At 61.7% G+C, this 21,120-nt stretch carries 16 protein-coding genes; 4 read left to right on the forward strand and 12 right to left on the reverse strand.

Going from position 1 to position 21,120, the window contains the following annotated elements:
• Positions 1-160 precede the first annotated feature (160 nt).
• The 3 genes from J2045_RS03390 (at position 161) to J2045_RS03400 (ending at position 5,500) form a co-directional block, all read left to right on the forward strand.
• Positions 161-901 (forward strand): response regulator transcription factor, encoded by a 741-nt coding sequence (locus J2045_RS03390; protein ID WP_307369406.1) that lies wholly within the window; start codon positions 161-163, stop codon positions 899-901.
• A complete protein-coding gene (locus J2045_RS03395) occupies positions 898-3,042 on the forward strand; it encodes a sensor histidine kinase (RefSeq protein WP_307369408.1) in 2,145 nt (714 codons plus the stop codon). The genes J2045_RS03390 and J2045_RS03395 overlap by 4 nt, the downstream gene beginning before the upstream one ends.
• A 541-nt stretch (positions 3,043-3,583) precedes the next feature.
• Positions 3,584-5,500, forward strand: a complete 1,917-nt coding sequence (locus J2045_RS03400) for a putative bifunctional diguanylate cyclase/phosphodiesterase (RefSeq protein ID WP_307369410.1) — start codon at positions 3,584-3,586, stop codon at positions 5,498-5,500.
• Between the two features lie 85 nt (positions 5,501-5,585).
• Here the strand turns inward: J2045_RS03400 and J2045_RS03405 are convergent, their stop codons facing one another.
• From J2045_RS03405 to J2045_RS03450, 10 genes are all read right to left on the reverse strand, one after another.
• Positions 5,586-7,421 carry a methyl-accepting chemotaxis protein gene (locus J2045_RS03405; protein WP_307369412.1) on the reverse strand — a complete coding sequence of 612 codons (1,836 nt, stop codon included), beginning with the start codon at positions 7,419-7,421 and terminating at the stop codon, positions 5,586-5,588.
• A gap of 50 nt (positions 7,422-7,471) precedes the next feature.
• Complete coding sequence (locus tag J2045_RS03410; RefSeq protein WP_307369415.1) at positions 7,472-9,121, reverse strand: GMC family oxidoreductase; 1,650 nt, start codon at positions 9,119-9,121, stop codon at positions 7,472-7,474.
• A gap of 60 nt (positions 9,122-9,181) precedes the next feature.
• Positions 9,182-10,681 carry an FGGY-family carbohydrate kinase gene (locus tag J2045_RS03415; protein ID WP_307369418.1) on the reverse strand — a complete coding sequence of 500 codons (1,500 nt, stop codon included), beginning with the start codon at positions 10,679-10,681 and terminating at the stop codon, positions 9,182-9,184.
• Positions 10,674-11,516 (reverse strand): class I fructose-bisphosphate aldolase, encoded by an 843-nt coding sequence (locus tag J2045_RS03420; RefSeq protein WP_153763527.1) that lies wholly within the window; start codon positions 11,514-11,516, stop codon positions 10,674-10,676. The genes J2045_RS03415 and J2045_RS03420 overlap by 8 nt, the downstream gene beginning before the upstream one ends.
• Entirely contained in the window at positions 11,516-13,243 is a 1,728-nt protein-coding gene (locus J2045_RS03425; RefSeq protein WP_307369421.1) for a glycerol-3-phosphate dehydrogenase/oxidase, read from the reverse strand. The genes J2045_RS03420 and J2045_RS03425 overlap by 1 nt, the downstream gene beginning before the upstream one ends.
• A gap of 61 nt (positions 13,244-13,304) precedes the next feature.
• On the reverse strand, positions 13,305-14,303 hold the full coding sequence (locus J2045_RS03430) for an aldo/keto reductase (RefSeq protein ID WP_307369423.1): 999 nt from the start codon (positions 14,301-14,303) through the stop codon (positions 13,305-13,307).
• Between the two features lie 4 nt (positions 14,304-14,307).
• Positions 14,308-15,273: a sugar-binding transcriptional regulator gene (locus J2045_RS03435; RefSeq protein ID WP_307369425.1), complete on the reverse strand. Its 966-nt coding sequence runs from the start codon at positions 15,271-15,273 to the stop codon at positions 14,308-14,310.
• Positions 15,274-15,305: 32 nt separating this feature from the next.
• Entirely contained in the window at positions 15,306-16,307 is a 1,002-nt protein-coding gene (locus J2045_RS03440) for an ABC transporter permease (protein WP_307369426.1), read from the reverse strand.
• Between the two features lie 13 nt (positions 16,308-16,320).
• Entirely contained in the window at positions 16,321-17,877 is a 1,557-nt protein-coding gene (locus J2045_RS03445; RefSeq protein WP_307369429.1) for a sugar ABC transporter ATP-binding protein, read from the reverse strand.
• Positions 17,878-17,952: 75 nt separating this feature from the next.
• A complete protein-coding gene (locus tag J2045_RS03450; protein WP_307369431.1) occupies positions 17,953-18,966 on the reverse strand; it encodes a substrate-binding domain-containing protein in 1,014 nt (337 codons plus the stop codon).
• Between the two features lie 177 nt (positions 18,967-19,143).
• Here J2045_RS03450 and J2045_RS23135 point away from each other — a divergent pair, with 177 nt between their 5' ends.
• Positions 19,144-19,410 (forward strand): putative quinol monooxygenase, encoded by a 267-nt coding sequence (locus tag J2045_RS23135; protein ID WP_370872975.1) that lies wholly within the window; start codon positions 19,144-19,146, stop codon positions 19,408-19,410.
• A gap of 178 nt (positions 19,411-19,588) precedes the next feature.
• Here J2045_RS23135 and phnE read toward each other — a convergent pair whose 3' ends face one another.
• Complete coding sequence (gene phnE, locus J2045_RS03460; protein WP_307369436.1) at positions 19,589-20,380, reverse strand: phosphonate ABC transporter, permease protein PhnE; 792 nt, start codon at positions 20,378-20,380, stop codon at positions 19,589-19,591.
• On the reverse strand, positions 20,373-21,119 hold the full coding sequence (locus J2045_RS03465; RefSeq protein ID WP_307369438.1) for a phosphonate ABC transporter ATP-binding protein: 747 nt from the start codon (positions 21,117-21,119) through the stop codon (positions 20,373-20,375). Before J2045_RS03465 ends, phnE begins: the two co-directional genes overlap by 8 nt.
• Between the last annotated feature and the right edge of the window lies 1 nt (position 21,120).

Below are 21,120 nucleotides of genomic sequence, written 5' to 3' on the forward strand. Positions count from 1 at the left end.
ATGCGGGCTGGCAACCGGAGAATGGTTACCGATCTTTCACCGCGCCATCGTCACCCGTTGCAGAAATTTCAAATGTTACAATTGTGACGCTCGCCGATAACCAGCAAGTCTTTGGCGTTTTCGTCCCACAGGGTTATGATCACCGTGGGAGGACTGCAACGTGTTGAACCAGAAGGTGAAAATTCTGATCGTCGAGGACGATCCGGATATGGCGGAGCTTATCTGTGACCTGGTGGAGGCAGAGGGGTGGATACCGGTGACGGCACCATCTGCGGAAGCGGCACAGGAGCGCCTGCAGCATGAGACAGTTCAGTTGGTTCTGGTCGACCACAACCTTCCGGGCCTCTCCGGGCGGGCCTTCGCCCAACGTTTGAGGGCCCAGACCGATGTCGGCATCGTCATGGTGACGGCAGCAGGCAGCGCGACCGACAGAGTGCTCGGCCTTGAAACTGCGGCAGACGACTATGTGGTGAAACCGTTCGAGCCGATCGAACTCACCGCACGGATCAAGGCGGTTCTCAGACGCACCCACCCGCAATTGCGCCACGACAGAGAGGGCGACCGCGACCACACCTCGGCAGCGCTCAGGCTCGGAGAATGGGCTGTCGATCTCGCTCAGCGCCGAGCCGTTTGCTTTGCCGATCCGACGAAGACGCTGACGGCAGCGGAATTCGCCTTGCTGGAAATCCTCGCCGAAACCCCGAACACACCCGTCAGCCGCGCCCAGATTCTCGACCGGATGGGGACCGACTCGGATCGTTTCGTCGATCGAAACGTCGATGTCCTGGTACTGCGCCTCAGGCGCAAGATCGAGCGCAACCCCGACCTGCCCCGCCATATACAGACGCGACGCGGCAAGGGCTATGTCCTGCACACTGACGACGCCGGATCATCGCCTTGATCAACCGCGCTTTCCTCTCTTCCATCGCCTTTCGGTTGCCCTTTGCAATCATCTTCATCTGCATTTCCGTCCTGCTCCTGTCCGCCGTCGCGATTTACGGTCTGCAAAGGGCACGCAACGAAATGTCGGCCTATAGTGTGCAGGCCTTTTCGAGCCTCGCCAAGGCATCGCTCGTATCGAGACAGGTCTCCGACCTTGTTTCGAGCGCGCCATTCCTGATGAATGCCACGTCTCCCTATCGCGTTTCGAGCGAAAGCCGCGCCGTGGTCGCTCAGGTGGAAACGCTGATCGAGACCATGTCTCCGGATCAGCCCGGCACGGCCATGCAAGGTGCCGGAGCGCGCCGGATCATCGAACTCCTCAAGAGTATCGAGGCCCAGACGCTGGCCCTTGCGGCAAATGCAGATGCCGCCCAGGGACACAAGGCCGAAGCGGCCGTCGCACTCGGCGAGATCGCAACCGCTCGCGTCATCGAGGATCAGGATCTCAGGCTGCGTCTGAATGGCATCGCACAATCTGCCTCGACGTCGGACAGCCTCTTCCAGCTTGGTGAACTTCAACGACGGTTCGTGGCCGAGACATCCGCCCGGATGCTGACACCGGGGCCCAATCTGCGGGTCTCGCCTGAACAACTTGAACCCTATCGAAGGATCTTCGAGGCACAGACACGCTACCTCCTGGAAATGTTCACGATCCGCGCATCCATCTCTCGCCTGCACACCGTCTCGCGTGATCTCTCGCACGCGACGGAAACCCAGAGCGCGCTGGTGGCCAACGCGCTTAACCAGAACCTCGAATCCACATCCAGTGCCTTGCGTCAGTTGCTCGTCATGATCGTGATCGCGTCCTTCGCAGTCGTTATCCTGGCGATCCTCTCCATCCGCTCGGTCATGCGTGTTTCACACGGGATCGGTGACCTCTCGCGCGGCATGAATGCGCTGGCAAGAGGAGAAGAAAATGTGGGACCGCCTGTTTATGCGGGGACGGAAACGGAATTGATCCGGTTGCTCGACGCCTTCCGTGCCTTCAAGGAGAGCGTGGATCGCGTGTCCCGTCTGAGACGCACGGCGGAAGCGGCTGCAAGGACAATCCGTTCAACCTTCCGGACAATGAACGAAGGCATTGCCCTTTTCGATCCGACAGGCCGACCGATCACCATGAACCGCCGGATCATTGAACTGATGCGGCAGACAGGGTCGTCTCGAAAAATGCCACTGCGCCGCTTTGTTGGGACGGTTGACGAAATTGATCCGCTGCTGATGCCGGCAGAAAGCGAAAGCGGCTCACTCGTCGAGCGACGCATGCTCCGGCACCGGTTCGTCGACGATCAGGTCGTGGAGATCTCCGCCTCTCGGCAACCGGACGGAGGCGTGGTCCTGCTTGCCCGTGACGTTACGGCCATGGATCGGCAAGAGGTGGAGGCGGCTCGAGCCCAGCGCCTCGATGTGGTGATGCGGATGACACATCAGGTCAGCCACGAGGTCGGCAACATGATCGGCATCATCACCGGGAGCCTTGGCCTTCTCGAGCGAGAACCCGGCTTCACCGAACGCCAGAAGCGCCACCTCGGGCGCATACGAAAGGCAGCGGAACGAGGACGCGCACTCGCATCCAGCATGTTGTCCGTCGGCAGCCAGCAGCAGATACGTCCAGCCTCGATCGATGTTGCCACAATCCTCCACGGCATGGCCGACGTGCTGGAAATGGCAATCGGTTCGCGTAATCAGCTGGAGCTGGACCTTGCGGCCAACCTGCCAACTCTCAGCCTCGATCCTGCCCTGCTGGAGCAATCGATCCTGAACCTGTGTCTCAACGCATCGGTGGCCATGCCGGGTGGTGGGGCAATCAGAGTGGAAGCGCGAAGGGAGATGGAAACCGTGATCATCGCCGTTATCGATGAAGGTGTCGGCATGTCGCCGGAAGTTCTCGACCAGGCGTTGGAGCCCTACTTCACAACGCGCTCCAAAACCGGTGGCTCCGGACTTGGGCTGGCGATGGTCTACGGGTTTGTCCGCCAGTCGGGCGGTGATGTCAGGATTAGCTCTCGCCTGGGAGACGGCACACGCGTGGAGCTGTGCTTTCCTTCCGTCAATGCAGGATTTGACGCTATCGCAGAGGGAACACGCTTGAATCTGAGCTAGCCGTTGGAGGCCTGTGGCCCTCGCCACCCAGCACAGCACGACCATAAACTTGACCGCGTTTCCAAGCCACGAAAAGGGTTCGCGTTTCCGGGGCATGCTCATCTTTGCGCATTTTCACTCTATAGCCAGCGACCATCTCCCTCGCGGAAACGCGACATCATCTTGGAAAGATGAGCTACCACGGCGCAAGTCGTTCAAGCGGCTTGGCCTGTCTAGCGCAAGCGAGGATCGACCAGACACATGGACTGGCGACCGGCGGCAAGGGCCGCCTTGGGGACGGTCGTAAACTCTCCTTCAAAGTCCCGCATGGCCAGGCAGCAAACCTGCTGAGCAGGGGCCAAACCCGAAAGCCACGCTCCAAACCGGGATTGCCGTAAACCTGTTTTAAATCTCGCTGATATATATCCCGATGGCTGACATTGGTCGTGCCGCACAGCCATTGCACGCCATGCTGGCACATGAAGAAACGGGACAAATCTATGCGTTTGCCTCCACCAGAGCACCGACCATACGGATCAGGCGAAGACAAAAAACTCTCTCCATGAAAATCGCCAAGCTGCTCAATCAATTCAGGATATCAAACGACCCGGCACGACAGCAGGCGATGGTGGATGCCTATATCCCGATCCTGCGGCCTATCCTGATCCCCGCCTGCGGCTACTACCTCTTCGTCACCTGGGAGCACTGGCAGACGCAGAGCGGCCTGATGCTGGCCGTATTCTCCTTCATCAGCACGACGACAGCTCTCAGTTTCTATCTGTTTCACAAGCTTCTGACGAACAACCAGACCATGTCGCTGGCCAGGCTCGAATTTCATAATCTGGCCATGCAACTTTTCATGTACCTCAACCTCCTGAGTTACCTTCTCGTCTACAATGTCGAGACGCGTTACATATACTTCGTGTTGCTGGCCTTCATTTTCGCGATCACCGGCGCCACAACGCGCACGGTCATGATCAGCGTTCCGCTAACATTGGCGACGCTTTACTGGTTTTCCACCTCTCTTCCTGCCGATCTCTACGCGGAGTATGTCTCCATTGTCGTTGCGACAGCTTTCGCGTCGGTCAGTATGACGGGGCTGCTCAGGCATGCGATCATTCGACAGATCGACGCGCGATTGCTTGCCGATGAACTAACAGCAAAGGCGCGGGCCCTTGCCGACGCCGACATGCTGACCGGGATCCCCAACAGGCGCGCCATCTTCGAGAAGATCGACACTCTGATCGAGCAAGGCACGCCGTTCTGGCTGGGAATATTCGATCTCGATGGCTTCAAGGGCATCAATGATGTGTACGGTCATTCGATGGGCGACCGCCTGTTGCGCGCCTCCGTCGCGCGGGCCATGGACCTGCATCTCGAGGGGGCCATGATTGGCCGGATCGGTGGTGACGAGTTTGCCGTCGTTTTGACCGGAGACGTCTCCGAACCTCGGGTAAGGGAGCTTGCCGGCAGTTGGATCAAGGCGATCACCGCCCCCTATATGATTGAAAACCAGGAACTCTCGGTGGGCGCTTCGGCGGGCATCTCGCATTTTCCGAGCATGGGAACCGACAGCACCCAGCTCTATGAGCAGGCCGACTTCGCCCTCTATAAGGCAAAGGCCCGGTTCCGCGGACAATGCATCCTTTTCGAAACCACCGACAGCAAGGAAATGGAAAACGCGACCGCCATCGAGCGGGAGTTGCGCGAAGGCAACCTCGAACAGGAACTCTTCCTTCTTTTTCAGCCGCAGTATTCGCCGGGCGAGGCGCGCGTCGTTAGCTTCGAAGCACTGGCCCGCTGGCAAAACCCAAGGCTCGGGCTTGTCAGCCCCGACGCTTTCATTCGCGTCGCCGAACGCTCCGGCTTCATCCAGAAAGTCACCGCCATTCTGTTTCGCAAAGGGTTGGCGGAACTCAAGAAATGGCCCGACGATATCAGTCTGTCCTTCAACCTTTCAGCACGAGACATTTCAGACCAGACCTTTGTACTCTCGCTGCTCGGCCAGATCATGGAGGAGCAAGTTTCGCCGAGCCGTTTGGAATTCGAGATTACCGAGACAGCGGTGATGTCTGACCTGACAACATCCAGCACCGTTCTTGACAGATTGAGAAGCCGCGGCTGCAGGGTCGCACTGGATGATTTTGGTTCTGGCTATTCGAGTTTCGAGTATCTCGACCAGCTGCCGCTCGACAAGGTCAAGATCGACAGGAGTTTCATCCGCAAGGTTCCCCACAGCATCACATCGCGTGAAATCGTGGCTGCCATCATCGCCCTATGCTCCAAGCTCAACTTGCGGTGCGTGCTCGAAGGCGTCGAGACCCAAGAGGAGATGGCTGTTCTAGCGCCTCTCCAGCCGGATCTGATCCAGGGATACCTGTTTGGCCGCCCCATGAGCGGCAAGGATGCCGGCCAACTCATCGCGGATCAGCAGCAGGCCAGTACCGATCCAACGGAATTGAAGGCCCAGTCCGCCTAGAGGATGACGGTCTGACGTCGTCACCGAACTTGGCATTGTGCTCATCCTGCCTCAGCGTTGGAGACGAAGTGCTGTGTGATTTTGCTCAGGCTGCGCCCTGTCCGTAACGCATCGCGGGATGCTCATCGGTGACGAGCCGGAACTGATCGATGAGGCCACGAAGCCTGTCGGCCTCATCAACGAGTTCCTTCGTGGCGCCGCTGCTCGCCTCAACCATCATGGTGTTCTTCTGGGTCGCCTCATCGATCTGGACAATCGCCGTATTGACCTCGCGTAGACTGCTGGATTGCTCCAGTGCGGTCCGGGCCAGGGCGTCGAGTTCCTGGTTGATGAGAAGCACCTGGGCGCTGATGGCTTGAAGTGACTGTCCTGCGACACCGACGTGCCGCACCCCGAGCCTGATCTCACCGACCGACGTCTCGATCAGTTGCTTGATGTCGCTGGCGGCCAGGCTCGATCGCTGCGCAAGCTCGCGGATCTCATGGGCGACAACGGCAAAACCCTTGCCACTGTCGCCCGCCCTGGCAGCTTCAACGCCGGCGTTCAAGGCCAAGAGGTTCGTCTGGTAGGCGATGTCATCGATGACGCCGACAATGTTGGCAATCTCGTTGGATGATTTCTCGATCTGCCCGATAGAGTGCATCGCAATGCGCACGACTTCGTTCGACTGTTGAGCCGCCGCGCTGGAGTGGGTGGCAAAGCGCCTCGCTTCCTCGGTTCTGGCGGCAGATTGCTGCACATTGGCGGTCAGGTCCCGCAGAGAGGACGCACTTTCTTCCAGCGAGGCAGCCTGTCTTTCAGAGCGCGACGACAGTTCGGCGGCCCCCGCACCGAGTTCCCGGACGCGTCTCTCGATGAGGTCAACCGCCGCCGTAATCTGCCCCACCGTCGAGCGAAGATTGTCGATCGTCGCGTTGAAATCCTGACGAACCGGTTCGAAGGTCTCGGCAAAGGCCGTGTCGATCGTGAAGGTCAGGTCGCCGGCAGCGAGGTGTCTCAGACCTTCGGCGAGGCCACGCGTCGCGTCCTGCATCTGCTGCGTGACGATCGCCTCGCGACGGCGCGCACCCTCCTGTTCGGCCGCGGTCCGGGTCCGGCTTTCTGCCGCCTGCGCTTCAAGTTCGGAAGCCTTGATCCCGGTTTCCTTGAAGACCTGCACGGCCCGCGCCATGTGCCCCAGCTCGTCGCCCCGGTCGAGGCCTGAAACCATGATGCCCAAATCGCCGTGTACGAGGCGGTCCATATCAGCACACAGCTTCCCCACCGGTCGAACAACCCAGATCCGGACGAGAAACAGGCTTCCCACAAGCGCGCCGATCAGGCTCAAAACGGCGAATACGAGTGTCTGCAAGGCAACCTTGCCGGCATTCTGTTCGAGCACCTGGCCGGTCCTCTCGACCGTATCGGCAACCTCGGCGGTGAGCGCCGAAAGGCGAGGCCCGAGCGCGTTGATCCTTGGCTGGCACTCCTTGAGGAACAAGGCCTGGCTGCCCGCCGCATTCGCCTCGCTGTTCGACGTCAGTGCAATTTCGACAACGTGATTGCACGCCGCGTCCAGGGTCGACTGCACATCGCCCTTGATCGCCGCCAGGTCTGCCTGGCGTTCCGGCAAGAGCTGTCCGGCCTGCTCGATCGCCGCACCAAACGCAGCCTGGGCCTTGGCGAGTTCATCGCTGGCCAGCGTATTCATGTCGCTGGTTCGCGACATCATGATATCTGCGGTCGCTGAGCGGATCTCCTGAAGTGCGTGATTGGCCTTCGCGAGCTGAAGCGCGCCCCCGGCATCAGACTTCAGCATCGTGTTGTAGGTTCTCGCCAGAGAGTGAAGGTGGGCCGCCGTGTAGCCAATCTGGATCAGTGTGCACACACCGAACATCCCCATCATCAGCAGGAACTTACGGGAGATAGAGACATTCCGCATCGCATTTTCTCCGTATGGGCGCCGGATCGGCCAACCCAGTTTGATCCATGTCAGGGAAGGCTGGCAGGGCTGGTCTGCCGGGAGGCCAGGCGCGCCTGGCGGATCAGATCTGCCGCCTTTTCGGCGATCATGACCACGGGTGAAGCGGTGTTGCCCGAGACGATGCTGGGCATGATGGAGGCGTCGACGACGCGCAGGCCCTGAAGGCCTCTCACGCGCAATGCGGGGTCCACGACGGCGTCGGGGTCCGGCCCCATCCGGCAGGTTCCGACGGGGTGAAAGATGGTGGTGGCGATGTCGCCGGCCTTTTGCAGCAGGGCTTCGTCGTCCTGGAATTCCCGACCGGGCAGGATCTCCTCGGGCTGGAAGGGACGCAGGGCTGCAGCCGACATCACCTGTCTTGCCTGGCGGATGGCGGCAATCGCGACGGAACGGTCCTGGTCGGTCGAGAGGTAGTTCGGACGGATGTCCGGCTGCAGGGCCGGATCAGCCGACGTTATGTGGCAGGTACCGGCGCTGGTCGGGCGCAACTGGCAGACCGAGACGGTGATCGCCGGGAACGGGTGCAGAGGGTCGCCCAGCTTGTCGGTGGAGAGCGGCTGGATGTGATATTCGATGTCGGGCCGGTCTTCTTCCGGGCCTGACCGGGTGAACATGCCGAACTGGCTGGGTGCCATCGACATGGGGCCAGAGCGGAAGAGCGCATATTCGGCAGCGATCTTCATCTTGCCGCGCCAGGAATTGGCGAGCTCGTTCAGCGTCACCGTGTTCTTCACCTTGAAGACCGTGCGGATCTGCAGATGATCTTGCAGGTTTGCGCCGACGGCCGGCTTTGCGAGATTGACGTCGATGCCAAGCGACCAGAGGCGGGTGGGGTCGCCAATACCGGAGAGTTCCAGGAGCTTCGGCGAGTTGATGGCGCCGGCGGCGAGGATCACTTCGCCTGACGCTTTCGCGGAGAACGCGCCTCCCGGCGTGCGGTAGTGGACGCCGGTCACGCGTTTGCCTTCGAAGGTCAGGCGTTCAACCAGGGCATGCTGGACCAGGCGTAGATTGGGGCGTTTCAGGACGGGCCGCAGGAAGCCGCGGGCCGTGTTCCAGCGGACGCCGTTGTGCTGGTTGACGTCAAAGAAGCCGGATCCTTCATTGTCGCCGTCGTTGAAGTCGGCGCGCGGTTCGATGCCGAACTCGCGGGCGCCTTCCTGGACGGCCTCGAGGATGTCCCATTTCAGGCGCTGGCGGCTGACCTTCCAGGGGCCACCGGTCGCATGCATTTTTCCCGACGGCCCGTGATAGTCCTCGGACTTGCGGAAATAGGGCAGCACATCCGACCAGCCCCAGCCGGGATTGCCGAGGTCACGCCAGCCGTCGTAATCGGCCGCCTGGCCGCGCATATAGATCATGCCGTTGACCGAGGTGCAGCCGCCGAGCACCTTGCCGCGCGGATAGGCAAGGCTGCGGCCGTTGAGACCGGGTTCGGATGCGGTGCGCATCATCCAGTCGGTGCGCGGATTGCCGATGCAGTAGAGATAGCCGACGGGGATCTGCACCCAGTGATAGCGGTCCGAGCCTCCGGCTTCCAGGAGCAGCACGCGGGTCTTCGGATCCTCCGTCAGGCGGGCGGCGAGAACGCAGCCTGCGGTCCCTGCCCCGACGATGACATAGTCATAGTCGCCATCGAGCCGTGTCGTGTCCGGCATGGTCTGTCCTTTCGTTGGCGATCAGGATCGCCTCTGTTCGTCTGTGGTCTTCGCCCGCGCTTACGGCTTCAGGCGGAGCGCGCTCCAGAAGTCCCGCATCTGGTCGGTCAGGGCCGTGTAGAACCCGTATCGCCTGCAAAAATGCTCCGTCCGTTCCGTATTCGGCTGGAAGTCTCTGGCTGACCGGGTCATCGCAGCCACGGCCTCTTCATAAGAAGCATAGAGGCCGATCGCGACCGTAGCGCCGATTGCAGCTCCGAGAGCACCGGTCTCCCGGGCCTCGGCAACGGTGAGCGGGATCTCCAGGACATCGGCCATCATCTGCGGCCAATGCGGGCTGCGCGAGCCACCGCCGGACATGACTGCGCGGTCGACGGCAAGCCCGGCATTGCGCAGTACTTCGATGTGCCGTCGATGTTCGAAACAGACGCCTTCGAAGAGCGCCCTGATCATATGGCCTTCGCCATGCCACCCGGCGAGACCGTAGAAACCGCCGCGAAACTCGGCGCCGAGGCGCGAGCCGAAGATGAAGGGATGGAAGAAGGGGTCGTCGGCGCGGGGTACGACCTTGCCGACTTCATCGTTGCAGCGATCGAAAGCCTCGCCGCCATGGTCGCCGCGCATGCGGTGCACATACCATTCGAGATTGGCGGCCGATGTCGCGCTGGATTCGATGTTGACGTATCGCCCCTGCCCGAAGGTGGTGACCATGAAGACATCGGGACTGATGACGGGCTCATCGGCAAAGACCTGGTTGATGCTCCAGGTCCCCGCGATGACCGAGGCTTCACCGGCATGGATCACGCCTGAACCCATGGCGCTTGAGACTACGTCGAAATAGCCACCGATGACGGGCGTGCCTTGCGCCAGACCCGTTGCTTTGGCGGCCGCTGCGGTTACCCGGCCGACAATATCTGCGGACTGCACGCGTTCGGGGAAGAACGGCAAGGCATCCTCAAGGTGATAGAGGCCAAGCAAATCAGCGTCGAGTACGCCCTCCGGCATGGCGAGGAGGCCTGCACCGCTCAGGTCCGAGATATCGTTGGCCAACCGTTCCGTCAGCCGGAAGTTGATGTAGTCCTTGCAGAACAGGACAGCGCCGATCTTGGCATAGGTCTCCGGCGCATGGCGCTTGACCCAGGCGAGCAGGCTCGGGGTCTGCGATGGCCAGGGGCGCTGGAGGCAGCGTGCCTGCAGGGCGTCCCCGTGTTCACGATCGAGTTCTGCGGCAATGTCAGCCGCACGGCTGTCCAGCGACTGGATGCCTTTCAACGGCTGAAAGGCCCGATCAAGCAGGTACAGGCCGTTGCCATGGCCGGCACATCCGATCCCCAGAATCCGGGTCGGATCGACGCCGGACCTCGCGATGACCTCGCGGATCGCCGCGCAGCCGTTCTGCCAGAGCTCGGAGAGATCACGCTCGACATGGCCTGGCTCGGGGAAGCTCGACTGGCCGTCGATGGCGCAGTGCGCGATCTGGTGGCCCTCCGTGTCGAAGAGCACGGCCTTTATGACCGTGTTTCCGACATCGACGCCCAAAATGTAGTTCTTCTCAGCCACGGTTATAAATATCCCATGCTTCTTCGCCGCTGGCGCGCTGGTGGATGATTGCCATCAGCGCCTTCACGACAGCCTTCGGATTGTCATGCTGATAGATGTTGCGTCCATAGACCATCCCGTTTGCGCCTTGAGCCATCAGGGCCGCTGATTTGGCGAGCACGACGCGCAGGTCTTCGCGGCCGCCGCCGCGGACCAGAACCGGGCAGCGCGCCGCCTCGATGACCTTGTGGAAGTCCTCGGGATCGCTGGTCGGATCGGCCTTGATGATATCGGCGCCCATTTCGGAGGCCAGGCGGACCAGCGTGACGATCTTCTCGGCATCGCCGTCCACCTGATAGCCGCCCCTGATATCATTGGGCAGCATCACCAAGGGCTCGATCATCAGCGGCATGCCATAACGGTGGCAATCGGCGCGCACGCGGGAAATGTTCTCGACGCATTGGCGGAAGAGCTCCGGCTCGTCCGGCAGCATGAAGAGATTGACGACGACACAGGCCGCATCCATTTCGAGCGCGCCGATGATCGGTTCGTCATGGTTCTGCAGTTGCGACCACATGCTGCGGTGGCGCGTGGAATTGTAGGGATTGCCCATGTCGATCCGCATGACGAGCGCCGGCTTGTCGCGCTCGGGTCTTGCCTGCAGCAGGTCTGCCTGGCCATAGGCCATCTGGATGGCATCAGGACCTGCTTCGACGAGCTTGTCCACCACGCCTGCCATGTCCTCCAGGCCGATCAGGAAGCTCGGCTCGTTGCAGACACCGTGATCGATGGCGACGTCGAGGCAGCCGCCCTGACGAAACAGCCTGTTCATGCGTGCCTTCTTGGATATTCGCATCATGACGCCTTGTCCTTTTCCTTGCATCTGTCCTGAAGCATTGCGACCGAGACCCCGTAATAGGTCCCGAGTTCATCGATGAGTTGCCGCCGCTCCGCCAACATCTGCTCGCCCGACCAGGCGAGCTCGCGGGCCATGACGGTCAGCAGGGTATCGAGAATTTCGAGATCGATCTGGCCGGTGATCGCAAGGCTCGTGCGGCGGAGCACGATGTCGGCCAGGTGCTGAACGTCTTCGCCTCTCATGAGCCAGAGGATTTCGGCGAGCGTCATCACACTTGTGGAGGACAAGGGAACGTCGTCCGGGTGTGCGTCGCAGAAGGCCATGAGATCGAAGGCGCGCGATCCATAGGTGGATGCCAGGTGATCGGCGCGGGCCTTGCCGATCGGAAACTCGCGGGAGAGCAGAGCCGACAACCGCTCGCCATCCGCCGGGTAGTTCCGGCCGCCACCGATGGGACGGTCGGCGGTTGTCGCGATCCGGGGGCGACCGAGGAAGGCGAGCACCTCGTCGGTCACCTGTTCGCCGAAGGCGCGGAAGGTCGTCCACTTGCCGCCGACCATGCAGAGCTGGGGCGGATCGCTCTCGACCCGGTGAATGACATGGCTGCGCGAGATCTTGCCTGTGAATTCCGCATCGCTGCGCGGCAGCGGACGGATGCCGCTGAAGCTGAAGACGATATCGGAGGCAGCGATGGCGAGATCCGGAAAGACGGTGCGGATGGCCGCGAGGATGTAGTCGCGTTCTTCCGGCTCGCAGCGCGTCCGGCCCGGCTTGTCGACCTTGATATCCGTCGACCCGGCCAGCACGCGGCCGAGATAGGGAAAGAGGATACAGACCCTGTTGTCGGTGTTTTCGAAGAAAATCATGTGGCCGTTCAGAGCCTGATACAGGGCGTCATTCGCGAGGATGAGATGTGAGCCCTTGGTGCCGGTGACCGTCTTCTCGGCAGGTGCTCCGCCGTCGCTGAGTGCCGTGATGGTCTGGTCGATCCATGCACCTGTGGCATTGACGATCATGCGGGGACGCACGACGATGAGTTCGTTCGAACCTTCCGCCGAGAGCTGGTAGCTGTCGCCGATCCGCAGGAGTTTCGTGTAGTTCAGCGCGATCGCCTGGGGCGCGTCGCTTCGCGTGTCGAGGACGAGTTCGAGCGCCAGGCGTTCCGGCTGGCTGATCCAGGCATCGTAATAGGTCGCGGAATAGCGGACTTGAGACGTCAAGGCCGGCCAGAGGGCCCGGGTGCTGCGGGCATTGCGGAACTGGTGGCGCGGGAGAAGCCGGTTCTTGCGGGTGACGAGATCATAGAGCGAGAGGCCGGCCTTGATCGCGAGCGCCCCACGGCTCGATGGTTTACCGACTGAGCCGAAGAAGGTGGCCGCCGCGTTGAAGAAGCCGCTGAAGATCGAGTGGATCGGGATCGTCGTCGCCAGGGGGTGAACCATGTGGGGTGCGAGCCTGAGCAGTGCATCGCGCTCGGCCAGGGATTCCCGGACGAGATTGAATTCCCCGTTTTCGAGATAACGCAGGCCGCCATGGATCATGCGCGAGGGGGCGGCGCTGCAGCCCGAGGCGAAGTCGTCCCGCTCGACCAGAAGCACGCGCAATCCCTGCAGCGCCAGATCGCGATAGGCGGCAATGCCATTGATGCCGCCGCCGACCACGACGGCATCAAAATCGCCGTCCTGTCGAATTCGCCTGAGCGCGTCCTCGCGGAATGTGGACATGGAAGTACCGTTCGCTGGTTTTGACGCCAACGTCCCAATTCTCTGTTGTGGTCTGTGATGGTTACCGGTCGAGTTCGACCAGATGGTCTCTTATGCCGGCCGTGATGGCCGACACTTCATGTTCCGTCAGGCGCAAGCGCGCCGCGCCAGCATTCTCTATCGCCTGGGTGGGGTCGCGCGCACCGCATAGCGAGAAGGTGATGCCCGGCTGGGCGAGCGTCCAGGCGATGACCACCTGGGCGACCGATGCCTGGTGCTGGTCGGCGATCGGGCGGATCACATCCATCAGTCGAGCGACCTTCTTCCTGTTGCCGAGGCTGAAGCGCGGATTGCCATGCCGCTGGTCGTCATCAGCAAAGACGCGGTCGGGACCGATCTTGCCCGAGAGCAGGCCGAGCGCCAGCGACGAATAGCTGAGAATGGAAACCCCGTTGTCGAGACAGGTCGGAACGAAGCTCGTCTCGATATCGCGTTTTACCATGGAGTATTCCTCCTGGATCGCATCGAGTGCCCCCGTCGCGAGATAGGCTCCCAGATCTGCCTCAGACACATTGCTCGCACCGATCGAGCGGATCTTGCCCTCGTCCTTCAGGCGAAGCAGTTCCCCGACCGTCTCGGCAATCGGCGTCGTTCCATCCTGCCAGTGGGTGACATAGTGGTCGATATAGTCGGTGCCCAAACGGCGAAGGCTTTGTTCGACTTCGTAGCGGATGGAGGACGGCCCCAGGTAGCGATGAACCGGCTTGCCGGCCTGCTCGAAGAAGTAGGTGCCCTCGCCGACATGCCAGACCAAGCCGCATTTGGAGACGAGCACGACCTTGTCGCGTTGGCCTGCAATCGCCTTGCCGACGATCGTTTCGGCCAGGCCCATGCCATAGGCGGGTGCGGTATCGATGAGCGAGATGCCGGCATCCACCGAGGCTCTGATGGCGTCGATCGATTGTTTCTCGTCGGTGCCGCCCCACATCCAGCCGCCGATGGCCCAGGTGCCGAGCCCGACGGCGGATGCCTTGATGCCGCTTCGGCCGATGGGCCTGTTGAGTATGCCTTGGTCCGTCACCGGATCATCCTTCCCCATGTGTATCGAGTGCCCGGGCGATTTCTTCGTCCACCACGAGCGAGGTCAAAAACCGCCCGGCAAGGGTCGCTGCCACCGGGCCTGCCTTCAGACTGCCTGCTGCCACGCCGATGATGGTCGGACAGTTGGCAAGGTCTGCCGGATCGAGTGCGACGACCCGCGAATTGAGATCGATCTCGGCGAGCGAACCGTCCGCCTTGATCAGATGCGCCAGAAATTCTCCGGCAATGCCCGCGTCAACAAGCGCCTGGCCACCGCGTGCCGGATCCGGCAAAAGGTCGTAGTAGCCGGAACCCGGCGCCTGGACCGAGCCGATACCGACAAGGGCCACGGTTGCCTTGCGCGCGAGATCGAAGACCTCCCGGATCGAGGCGACATTCATCAGCAGGTCGCGCTGCTTATCGTCCTCGGCAAACAGCGGGGCATGGACGAGCTGCGCCGTGCCTCCAAGCTTGTCGGCCAGTTGCGTCGCCAGGTGGTTGACGTCGGTATAATGCTTGCCCTGCACGCCGCCGGTGAGTGGCACGACCCTGATATCGAAACGGCGCTCGGCCTCAAGGTTTTCGACCACGGCACTCACCGCCTTGCCGCCGGTGATGGCGATGACGTCGCCGTCGCGAAGCGTTTCGAGAAGATGGTTGGCCGCGACCCGTCCGACCATCTGCAGCGTCGTCTCGGGATTATCCGATACGGTGGGCGTGACCACAGACTGCTTCAGACCGAAGCGCTGGCTGACATCGTTTTCCATATCGACCAGCCGCTGATAGGGACTGGAGATGCTGATCTTGACCATGCCTGCCTTGCGACCAGCGGCAATCATGCGGTTGACCTTCGTATGCGAGAGGTTGAGCTTCTCGGCGATCTCCGACTGCTTCACCCCCTCGATGAAATGCAGGACGAGGACCGAATACATCTGGCGCTGCTGATCGAATTCATCCCTGTTGTCCACCATGACGCGTCGTCTCCTCGTTGCTTCCCGGCTGCTCAGCGGCGGCGCTTGACCAGGTAGTGGTCGAACAGCACGGCGGTGAGCAGAATGCTTCCCTTGATGATGTCCTGCCAGTAAACCGACACATTGAGCAAGGCGAGCGAGCTGGAAACCACCGAAAGCAGGACCGCGCCGAGGATCGCACCGAAGATGGTGCCGGCACCGCCCGAGAGGCTGGCGCCACCGATGACGGCTGCGGCGATCACGTTCAACTCCATGCCGACGCCGAAGCTGGGCTGGGCGGAGCCGAAGCGGGCCATGTAGATGACGCCGGCCACGCCGCAGAGCATGGAGCAAAGCGTGGTGGTGGCGAAGACGACGCGGCCGACGCGGATGCCGGAATAGGCGGCCGCCTTGGGATTGCTGCCGGTATAGAAGACCTTGCGGAAGGCCGTCGTCCGGCGCAGCAGGAAGTCGAAGGACACCACGACGACCACGAAGATGATGATGACGAGCGGGATGCCGTAGACAGCGCCCTGGCCGATGAACTTGAACTCCGGCGGCAGGGAAAAGAGCCCGAGCGGCCGGCCACCCGTTGCCAGCAGGCAGACGCCGCGGGCAATCACCATCACGCCGAGCGAGACGATGAAGTGATGCAGGCCGACGACCGTCGTCAGGAAGCCCATGAACATGCCGATGCAGGTGGTGACCGCGATGGCGAAGGCCGCCGCCGCCCAGGGATCGATCCCGTTCAGGAACAGCCAGCCGGCGACCACCATGGCCAGCGCCGTGACCGAGCCGACCGACAGGTCGATGCCGCCCGAGATGAGGAGGATCGTCATGCCGACCACCACAATGCTCTCCACCGCAAAGGCCATGGCCATCGCGCGGAGATTGTCGACCGTGAGGAAGTAGGGCGAGATGAAGGACATCACCGTGAACAGCGTCAGGATGATGACGATCAGGCCCGTCTCGCGCGCCTTGATCGCGGGTGTCCACCATTGGACCCGTCGCTCGGCGGCCGAGCCTGCGTGCGGCTGTGTGTCGATCGCTACCATTTTTCCCACTCCCTCATGCTTTGCCCTGGGACGCGGTAACGTCCACGGGCGAAGTATCGCCCTGGGTCAACTGACTGCTGATCGATGCAAGCTGCATGATCCGTTCTTCGGTCATCTCGGCACCGGTGACCTCTCCCGTGATGCGCCCCTCGCGCACCACCAGCACCCGGTCGCTCACCCCGATCAGTTCGGGGAGTTCCGAGGATATGACGATGACACCGACGCCCTCATTGGCGAGATCGCGGATCTGGCGATGGATCTCGGCCTTTGCCCCGACATCGACACCACGGGTCGGTTCGTCGAGAAAGACGACCTCAGGCTCGACCGACAGCATCTTTGCGAGCGCGACCTTCTGCTGATTGCCACCGCTCAGCGTATTGACGGCGTCGCCCACCCCGTTGGAGCGCAGTTTCAGCCGTGTCCCGTAGTGCTCGGCGCGTGTGGTTTCCTGGCGGCGGCTGATCAGGCCGAAGGGATTGGCCACGCGCTTGAGATCAAGCGCCGAGACATTGCTTGCAATCGACATGTTGAGAAACAGGCCGTCACCCTTGCGATCCTCGGAAACATAGACCAGCCCCTCGCGAATGCTGTCGCGATAATCGCGGAGAGAAAGTTTCCGGCCCTTCAGCACGACCTCGCCCTCGGCCTTGCCTTCCAGCCGGCAGATGGTACGGACGATCTCGCTGCGCCCAGCACCGATCAGGCCGGCCAGGCCGAGGATCTCGCCCTTGCGTAAGTCGAAGCTGACGTTGGAGACCCTTCGCCCTTCGGTCAGATTGCGCACCGAGAGGATGACATCGTCCGACTTGGCGTCCGGCGCCTGCTTGGGCGGATAGAGCTTGTCGAGCACGCGCCCGACCATGCTGTTGACGACATCTTCCGGGGTGATCGCCGCGACGTCCGCCGTCTTGATGTGGCAGCCGTCGCGCATGATGGTGATCCGGTCGCAATGCTGGAAGATCTCCGCCATGCGGTGGGAAATATAGATGATCGCGATGCCGCGATCGGCGAGGCGACGCATGATCTTGAACAGCGTCTGCGCTTCGGTTTCGGTGAGGGCTGCGGTCGGCTCGTCGAGGATCAGGATGCGGCAGTCGAGCGTCAGGGCCTTGGCGATCTCGACGATCTGTTGCTGCGATATCGAGAGATCGCCGGCACGGCGCCTCGGATCGATATCGCCGATTTCCTTGAGGATCTCTGCGGCGCGGACGACCAGCGCGCGGTAGTCCATCAACAGGGTACGGCTGCGGCCGGTTTCGGCCATGAACATGTTTTCGGCGACGGAGATCTCCGGGCAGAGGGCGATTTCCTGGTGCACGAAGCCGATGCCGAGCCGGTTGGCGGCATTCGGCGAGGCGATGCGAACGGGAGCGCCGTCGAGACGGATCTCGCCACGATCGGGCTGCAGGATGCCGTCGATGATATGCATCAGCGTCGACTTGCCCGCACCATTTTCGCCCGCCAGCGCGTGGATCTCGCCGCGGCGCAGTTCGAACTCGGCGCCGCGCAGGGCCTGGACCGGTCCGAACGACTTGTGCACATCCGTTAAGCTGAGGACGACCTCGGCCATGACACCCCTCCCCTTCCATCACTTCGACTTCCCCGGCGCCGCAAGAGGCGCCGCCGGGGTCACGTCGGGTCGCGCTCAGCGGCCCTTCATGTATTCGTTGAGGTCGAAGGATGCGGCGTTGGCCTTGGTGATGACCGCAAAGCCATTGTCCATCGACGGGATCTGCATCGGGTTGAAGCCGGAGACCTTGTAGTCGTTGAACGGATCGATCAGCTCCGGATGAGCGCCAAGGAAGGTGTTCATGAAGCCCATGAAGCCCTGGATGCCCTGGTTGGGGTTGATCGACATGTGGATGTTGCCCTGCTTGATGTGCTCAAGCGTCGTGGGCGTGATGTCCGCATGGAGGATCAGGACCTTCTTCTTGGCTTCGAGCACGGAGGCAACCGCGCCTTCTGCCGAACCGGCTTCGGGGATCCAGAGCGCGCCGAGGTTCGGATTGGCCTGCAGCATGGCGGAGACCGCCTGATAGGCCGCGTTGGAATCCTGGTTCGTCGCCTGGCGTCCGACCAGTTTCATCTCCGGATGGGTGCGCTCCATGTAGTCGATGAGCGCCGTGACCCGAAGATCATGGTTGCTCTGGCCCGGGTTCTCGAGCACCGCATATTCACCCTTGCCGCCGAGCGCCTTGACGATCTCCTCGGCTGCAAACTTCGCCTCGGCGACATTGTCGGAGGTGATATAGGCAGTGCGCTTCGACTTCGGTGAGTCTGCCGCAAATGTCGTGACCGAGATGCCGGAGTCGATGGCCCGGTTGATCGGCTCGATGAAGGGATCCGACTGCATCGGATGCAGCAGGATGCCCTTCGGCTTCTTTACCACTTCCTGCTCGAAAGACGCGATCTGCTTGGTGATGTCGTATTCCGGCGTGCCGGTAAAGGCGGCCTCACAGCCGAGCGACTTTGCAGCCTGCTTGAAGCCTTCGAAGACCGGGACCCAATAGGGATGGCCGGAGACCATGACGTTCATGACATAGGTTTCGCCCGGTTCGCAGGCGAACTTGCCTTCGGCATTGGCCGGCGCGACGGCCCCGGCAATGGCGGCGGCGGCAATCAGGCCGATGGCGGTGGCGGCCTTCAGAGACTTCAGCATTTTTCCCCTCCCAGAGAGATTGAACGATTGCAATAAAATTCTATGAACGGAATTTATTGCATGGCGCGATCAATATCGTGACTGCAGGGTTGCGTCAATCACCTTTGCATAATATTTTTCTCCTCGAAATTTATTGCAAGCGAGGATCTCACGAACTGGAAGCAGTCATCGATTGGAGTGTATTTACGGATCCGGTGCGAGGAGGCGGAGGCTGAAAGCCTCCTCAGCGCGCTCAGGGGTCTTCAGCATTCGAGCCGCCAAGAGCCCGGAAACCTGACCTTCGACATTCTGCGATCCCGCGACCAGCCAAGTGATTTTCTGCTGGTCGAAGAGTTTGTAGACGAGGCGGCCGTCGCGGCTCACCGGGCATCCAGCCACTTTCGGAGTTTTAAAGAGGCCACGGCATCGCTGAGGTTGGCGCTCGAGCGCTATGCTGCAATCTGAGGAACGGTGGTGTAGCTTCGGCAATCGCCGTGCCTTCCGGACAGTGCCGGGAGTGGGTCAGCTTGCGGCTGGCAGGCTGATAAGTGGATCATCGCTCATCGTGGCGATGGCCTCAAGTGTCATGTATCGGGATCGCTGAACGGCCCGCAAGACGGTCTCAGGGCCGCGCGGCTGAGGTTCACTGCGCCCTCTGGCGCAAACGGTCGGTCGCCAGTTCCATCACAAGCACGATGACGAAGATTACCAGGATAATGGTCGAGGCGTTGCGGTACTGGAAAAGGTCGAAGGCGACTTTCAGTTCCTGGCCGATGCCACCGGCGCCTACGAGGCCGAGTACGACCGACGAGCGGACCGCCTTTTCCAGCGCGAACTGCGAGGTGTTGATCAAGGACGGCATGATATCCGGGATGACCGCGCCGGAGAGCACGGAAAAACGCCCGGCGCCGGCCGAAAACAGGGCCTCCTGTGGCTCCTTGTCGGCATCCTCGATCGCTTCGGCGAAGAAGCGTCCGCAGAAACCGATCGTGTCGATAATGATGGTCATGGTGCCGGCAACGGCGCCAAGGCCGATGGAGGCGACGAAGAGCAGCGCCCAGACCATGTCTGGCACGGTGCGGAACAGCGAGATCATCACCTTGAAGACGTGTCGAAAAGGGCCGATCGGCGAGAGCGTGCGCGAGGCAAGCCAGGCGATCGGCAGGCTCAGCAGAACACCGATGACGGTGCCGACGAAAGCGATCTGCAAGGTCTCGATCGTGCGCCAGGTGACGCGCATCAGGAAGCCGGGTTCCAGGCTCGGCGGCAGCATGCGCTCGATCAGGTTTGCCATTCGAGGGGCGCCGTTGATCAACTGGTTCGGTGTCGGCGCGACCTGCGTGGCTGAGACGATCAAGACCGCGCCAAGAGCGACCAGAATGGCAAAGGCAAAGGGCGAGGCACGGAAGAAGCGGTCGGGCACAGCATCACGCATGGAAGACACCATCCAGGCGCTCTCGGTCGACGTCTGCCACCGGAAGGTCGAAATGTATACGGCCTGCCTTCAACGCGATGATCCGGTCGGCAAAGCTCAAGGCATGCTCCATGTCATGGGTCGTATAGACCAGCGTGATGCCTTTTTCGCGGACGAGGTCGGAGAACAGCGCCATGACGTCGCGGCCCGCCGTCGGATCGAGGCTGGCCGCCGGCTCGTCGGCAATCATCAGCCTGGGCTTGCGCACCAGGGCGCGGGCAATGGCGACGCGCTGCGCCTGACCGCCCGAAAGTTCGTCGGCGCGTGCCGTCGCCTTGTGGGAAAGCTTCACCTGGTCGAGCGCATCCATCGCCTCTTCGCGACTTTCACGCTCGGCGATCGCCTGATGCCAGGCGCGCCAGGTGCCGGGAAGGCCAAGCTTGCCATGAACGACATTGGTTAGCACCGACTGCCGGCGGACGAGACCGTGATGCTGGAACACGAAGCCGATCTGCTGGCGCATCCGCTTCAGTTGCGACCCGTTCGGCGCCTTGCGGAAAGCCTCGCCAAGCGTCGAGACCTCGCCATCGCAGAACGGGGTGTGGCCGATCAGGCACTTGAGCAGCGTCGACTTGCCCACTCCGTTGGCTCCGACCAGCGCGACGCGCTCGCCGCCCCGGATGCGGATATCGACGCCGGAAAACACCGGCTTACCGTTGGCATAGCCCTTCTTCAGGCCCTGCGTGCTGACAACGTCCATG

Origin of the sequence: Peteryoungia aggregata LMG 23059 (assembly GCF_030814435.1) — a bacterium.
In the GTDB taxonomy this organism is placed as follows: Bacteria; Pseudomonadota; Alphaproteobacteria; order Rhizobiales; family Rhizobiaceae; genus Allorhizobium; species Allorhizobium aggregatum.

Coding starts and splice junctions, on each gene's coding strand:
- J2045_RS03435 (WP_307369425.1), bottom strand. CDS start 15,273: ATGGTGGACAACAGGGATGAATTCGATCAGCAGCGCCAGATGTATTCG.
- J2045_RS03405 (WP_307369412.1), bottom strand. CDS start 7,421: ATGCGGAATGTCTCTATCTCCCGTAAGTTCCTGCTGATGATGGGGATG.
- J2045_RS03465 (WP_307369438.1), bottom strand. CDS start 21,119: ATGGACGTTGTCAGCACGCAGGGCCTGAAGAAGGGCTATGCCAACGGT.
- J2045_RS03445 (WP_307369429.1), bottom strand. CDS start 17,877: ATGGCCGAGGTCGTCCTCAGCTTAACGGATGTGCACAAGTCGTTCGGA.
- J2045_RS03425 (WP_307369421.1), bottom strand. CDS start 13,243: ATGTCCACATTCCGCGAGGACGCGCTCAGGCGAATTCGACAGGACGGC.
- phnE (WP_307369436.1), bottom strand. CDS start 20,380: ATGCGTGATGCTGTGCCCGACCGCTTCTTCCGTGCCTCGCCCTTTGCC.
- J2045_RS03410 (WP_307369415.1), bottom strand. CDS start 9,121: ATGCCGGACACGACACGGCTCGATGGCGACTATGACTATGTCATCGTC.
- J2045_RS03450 (WP_307369431.1), bottom strand. CDS start 18,966: ATGCTGAAGTCTCTGAAGGCCGCCACCGCCATCGGCCTGATTGCCGCC.
- J2045_RS03440 (WP_307369426.1), bottom strand. CDS start 16,307: ATGGTAGCGATCGACACACAGCCGCACGCAGGCTCGGCCGCCGAGCGA.
- J2045_RS03400 (WP_307369410.1), top strand. CDS start 3,584: ATGAAAATCGCCAAGCTGCTCAATCAATTCAGGATATCAAACGACCCG.
- J2045_RS03420 (WP_153763527.1), bottom strand. CDS start 11,516: ATGCGAATATCCAAGAAGGCACGCATGAACAGGCTGTTTCGTCAGGGC.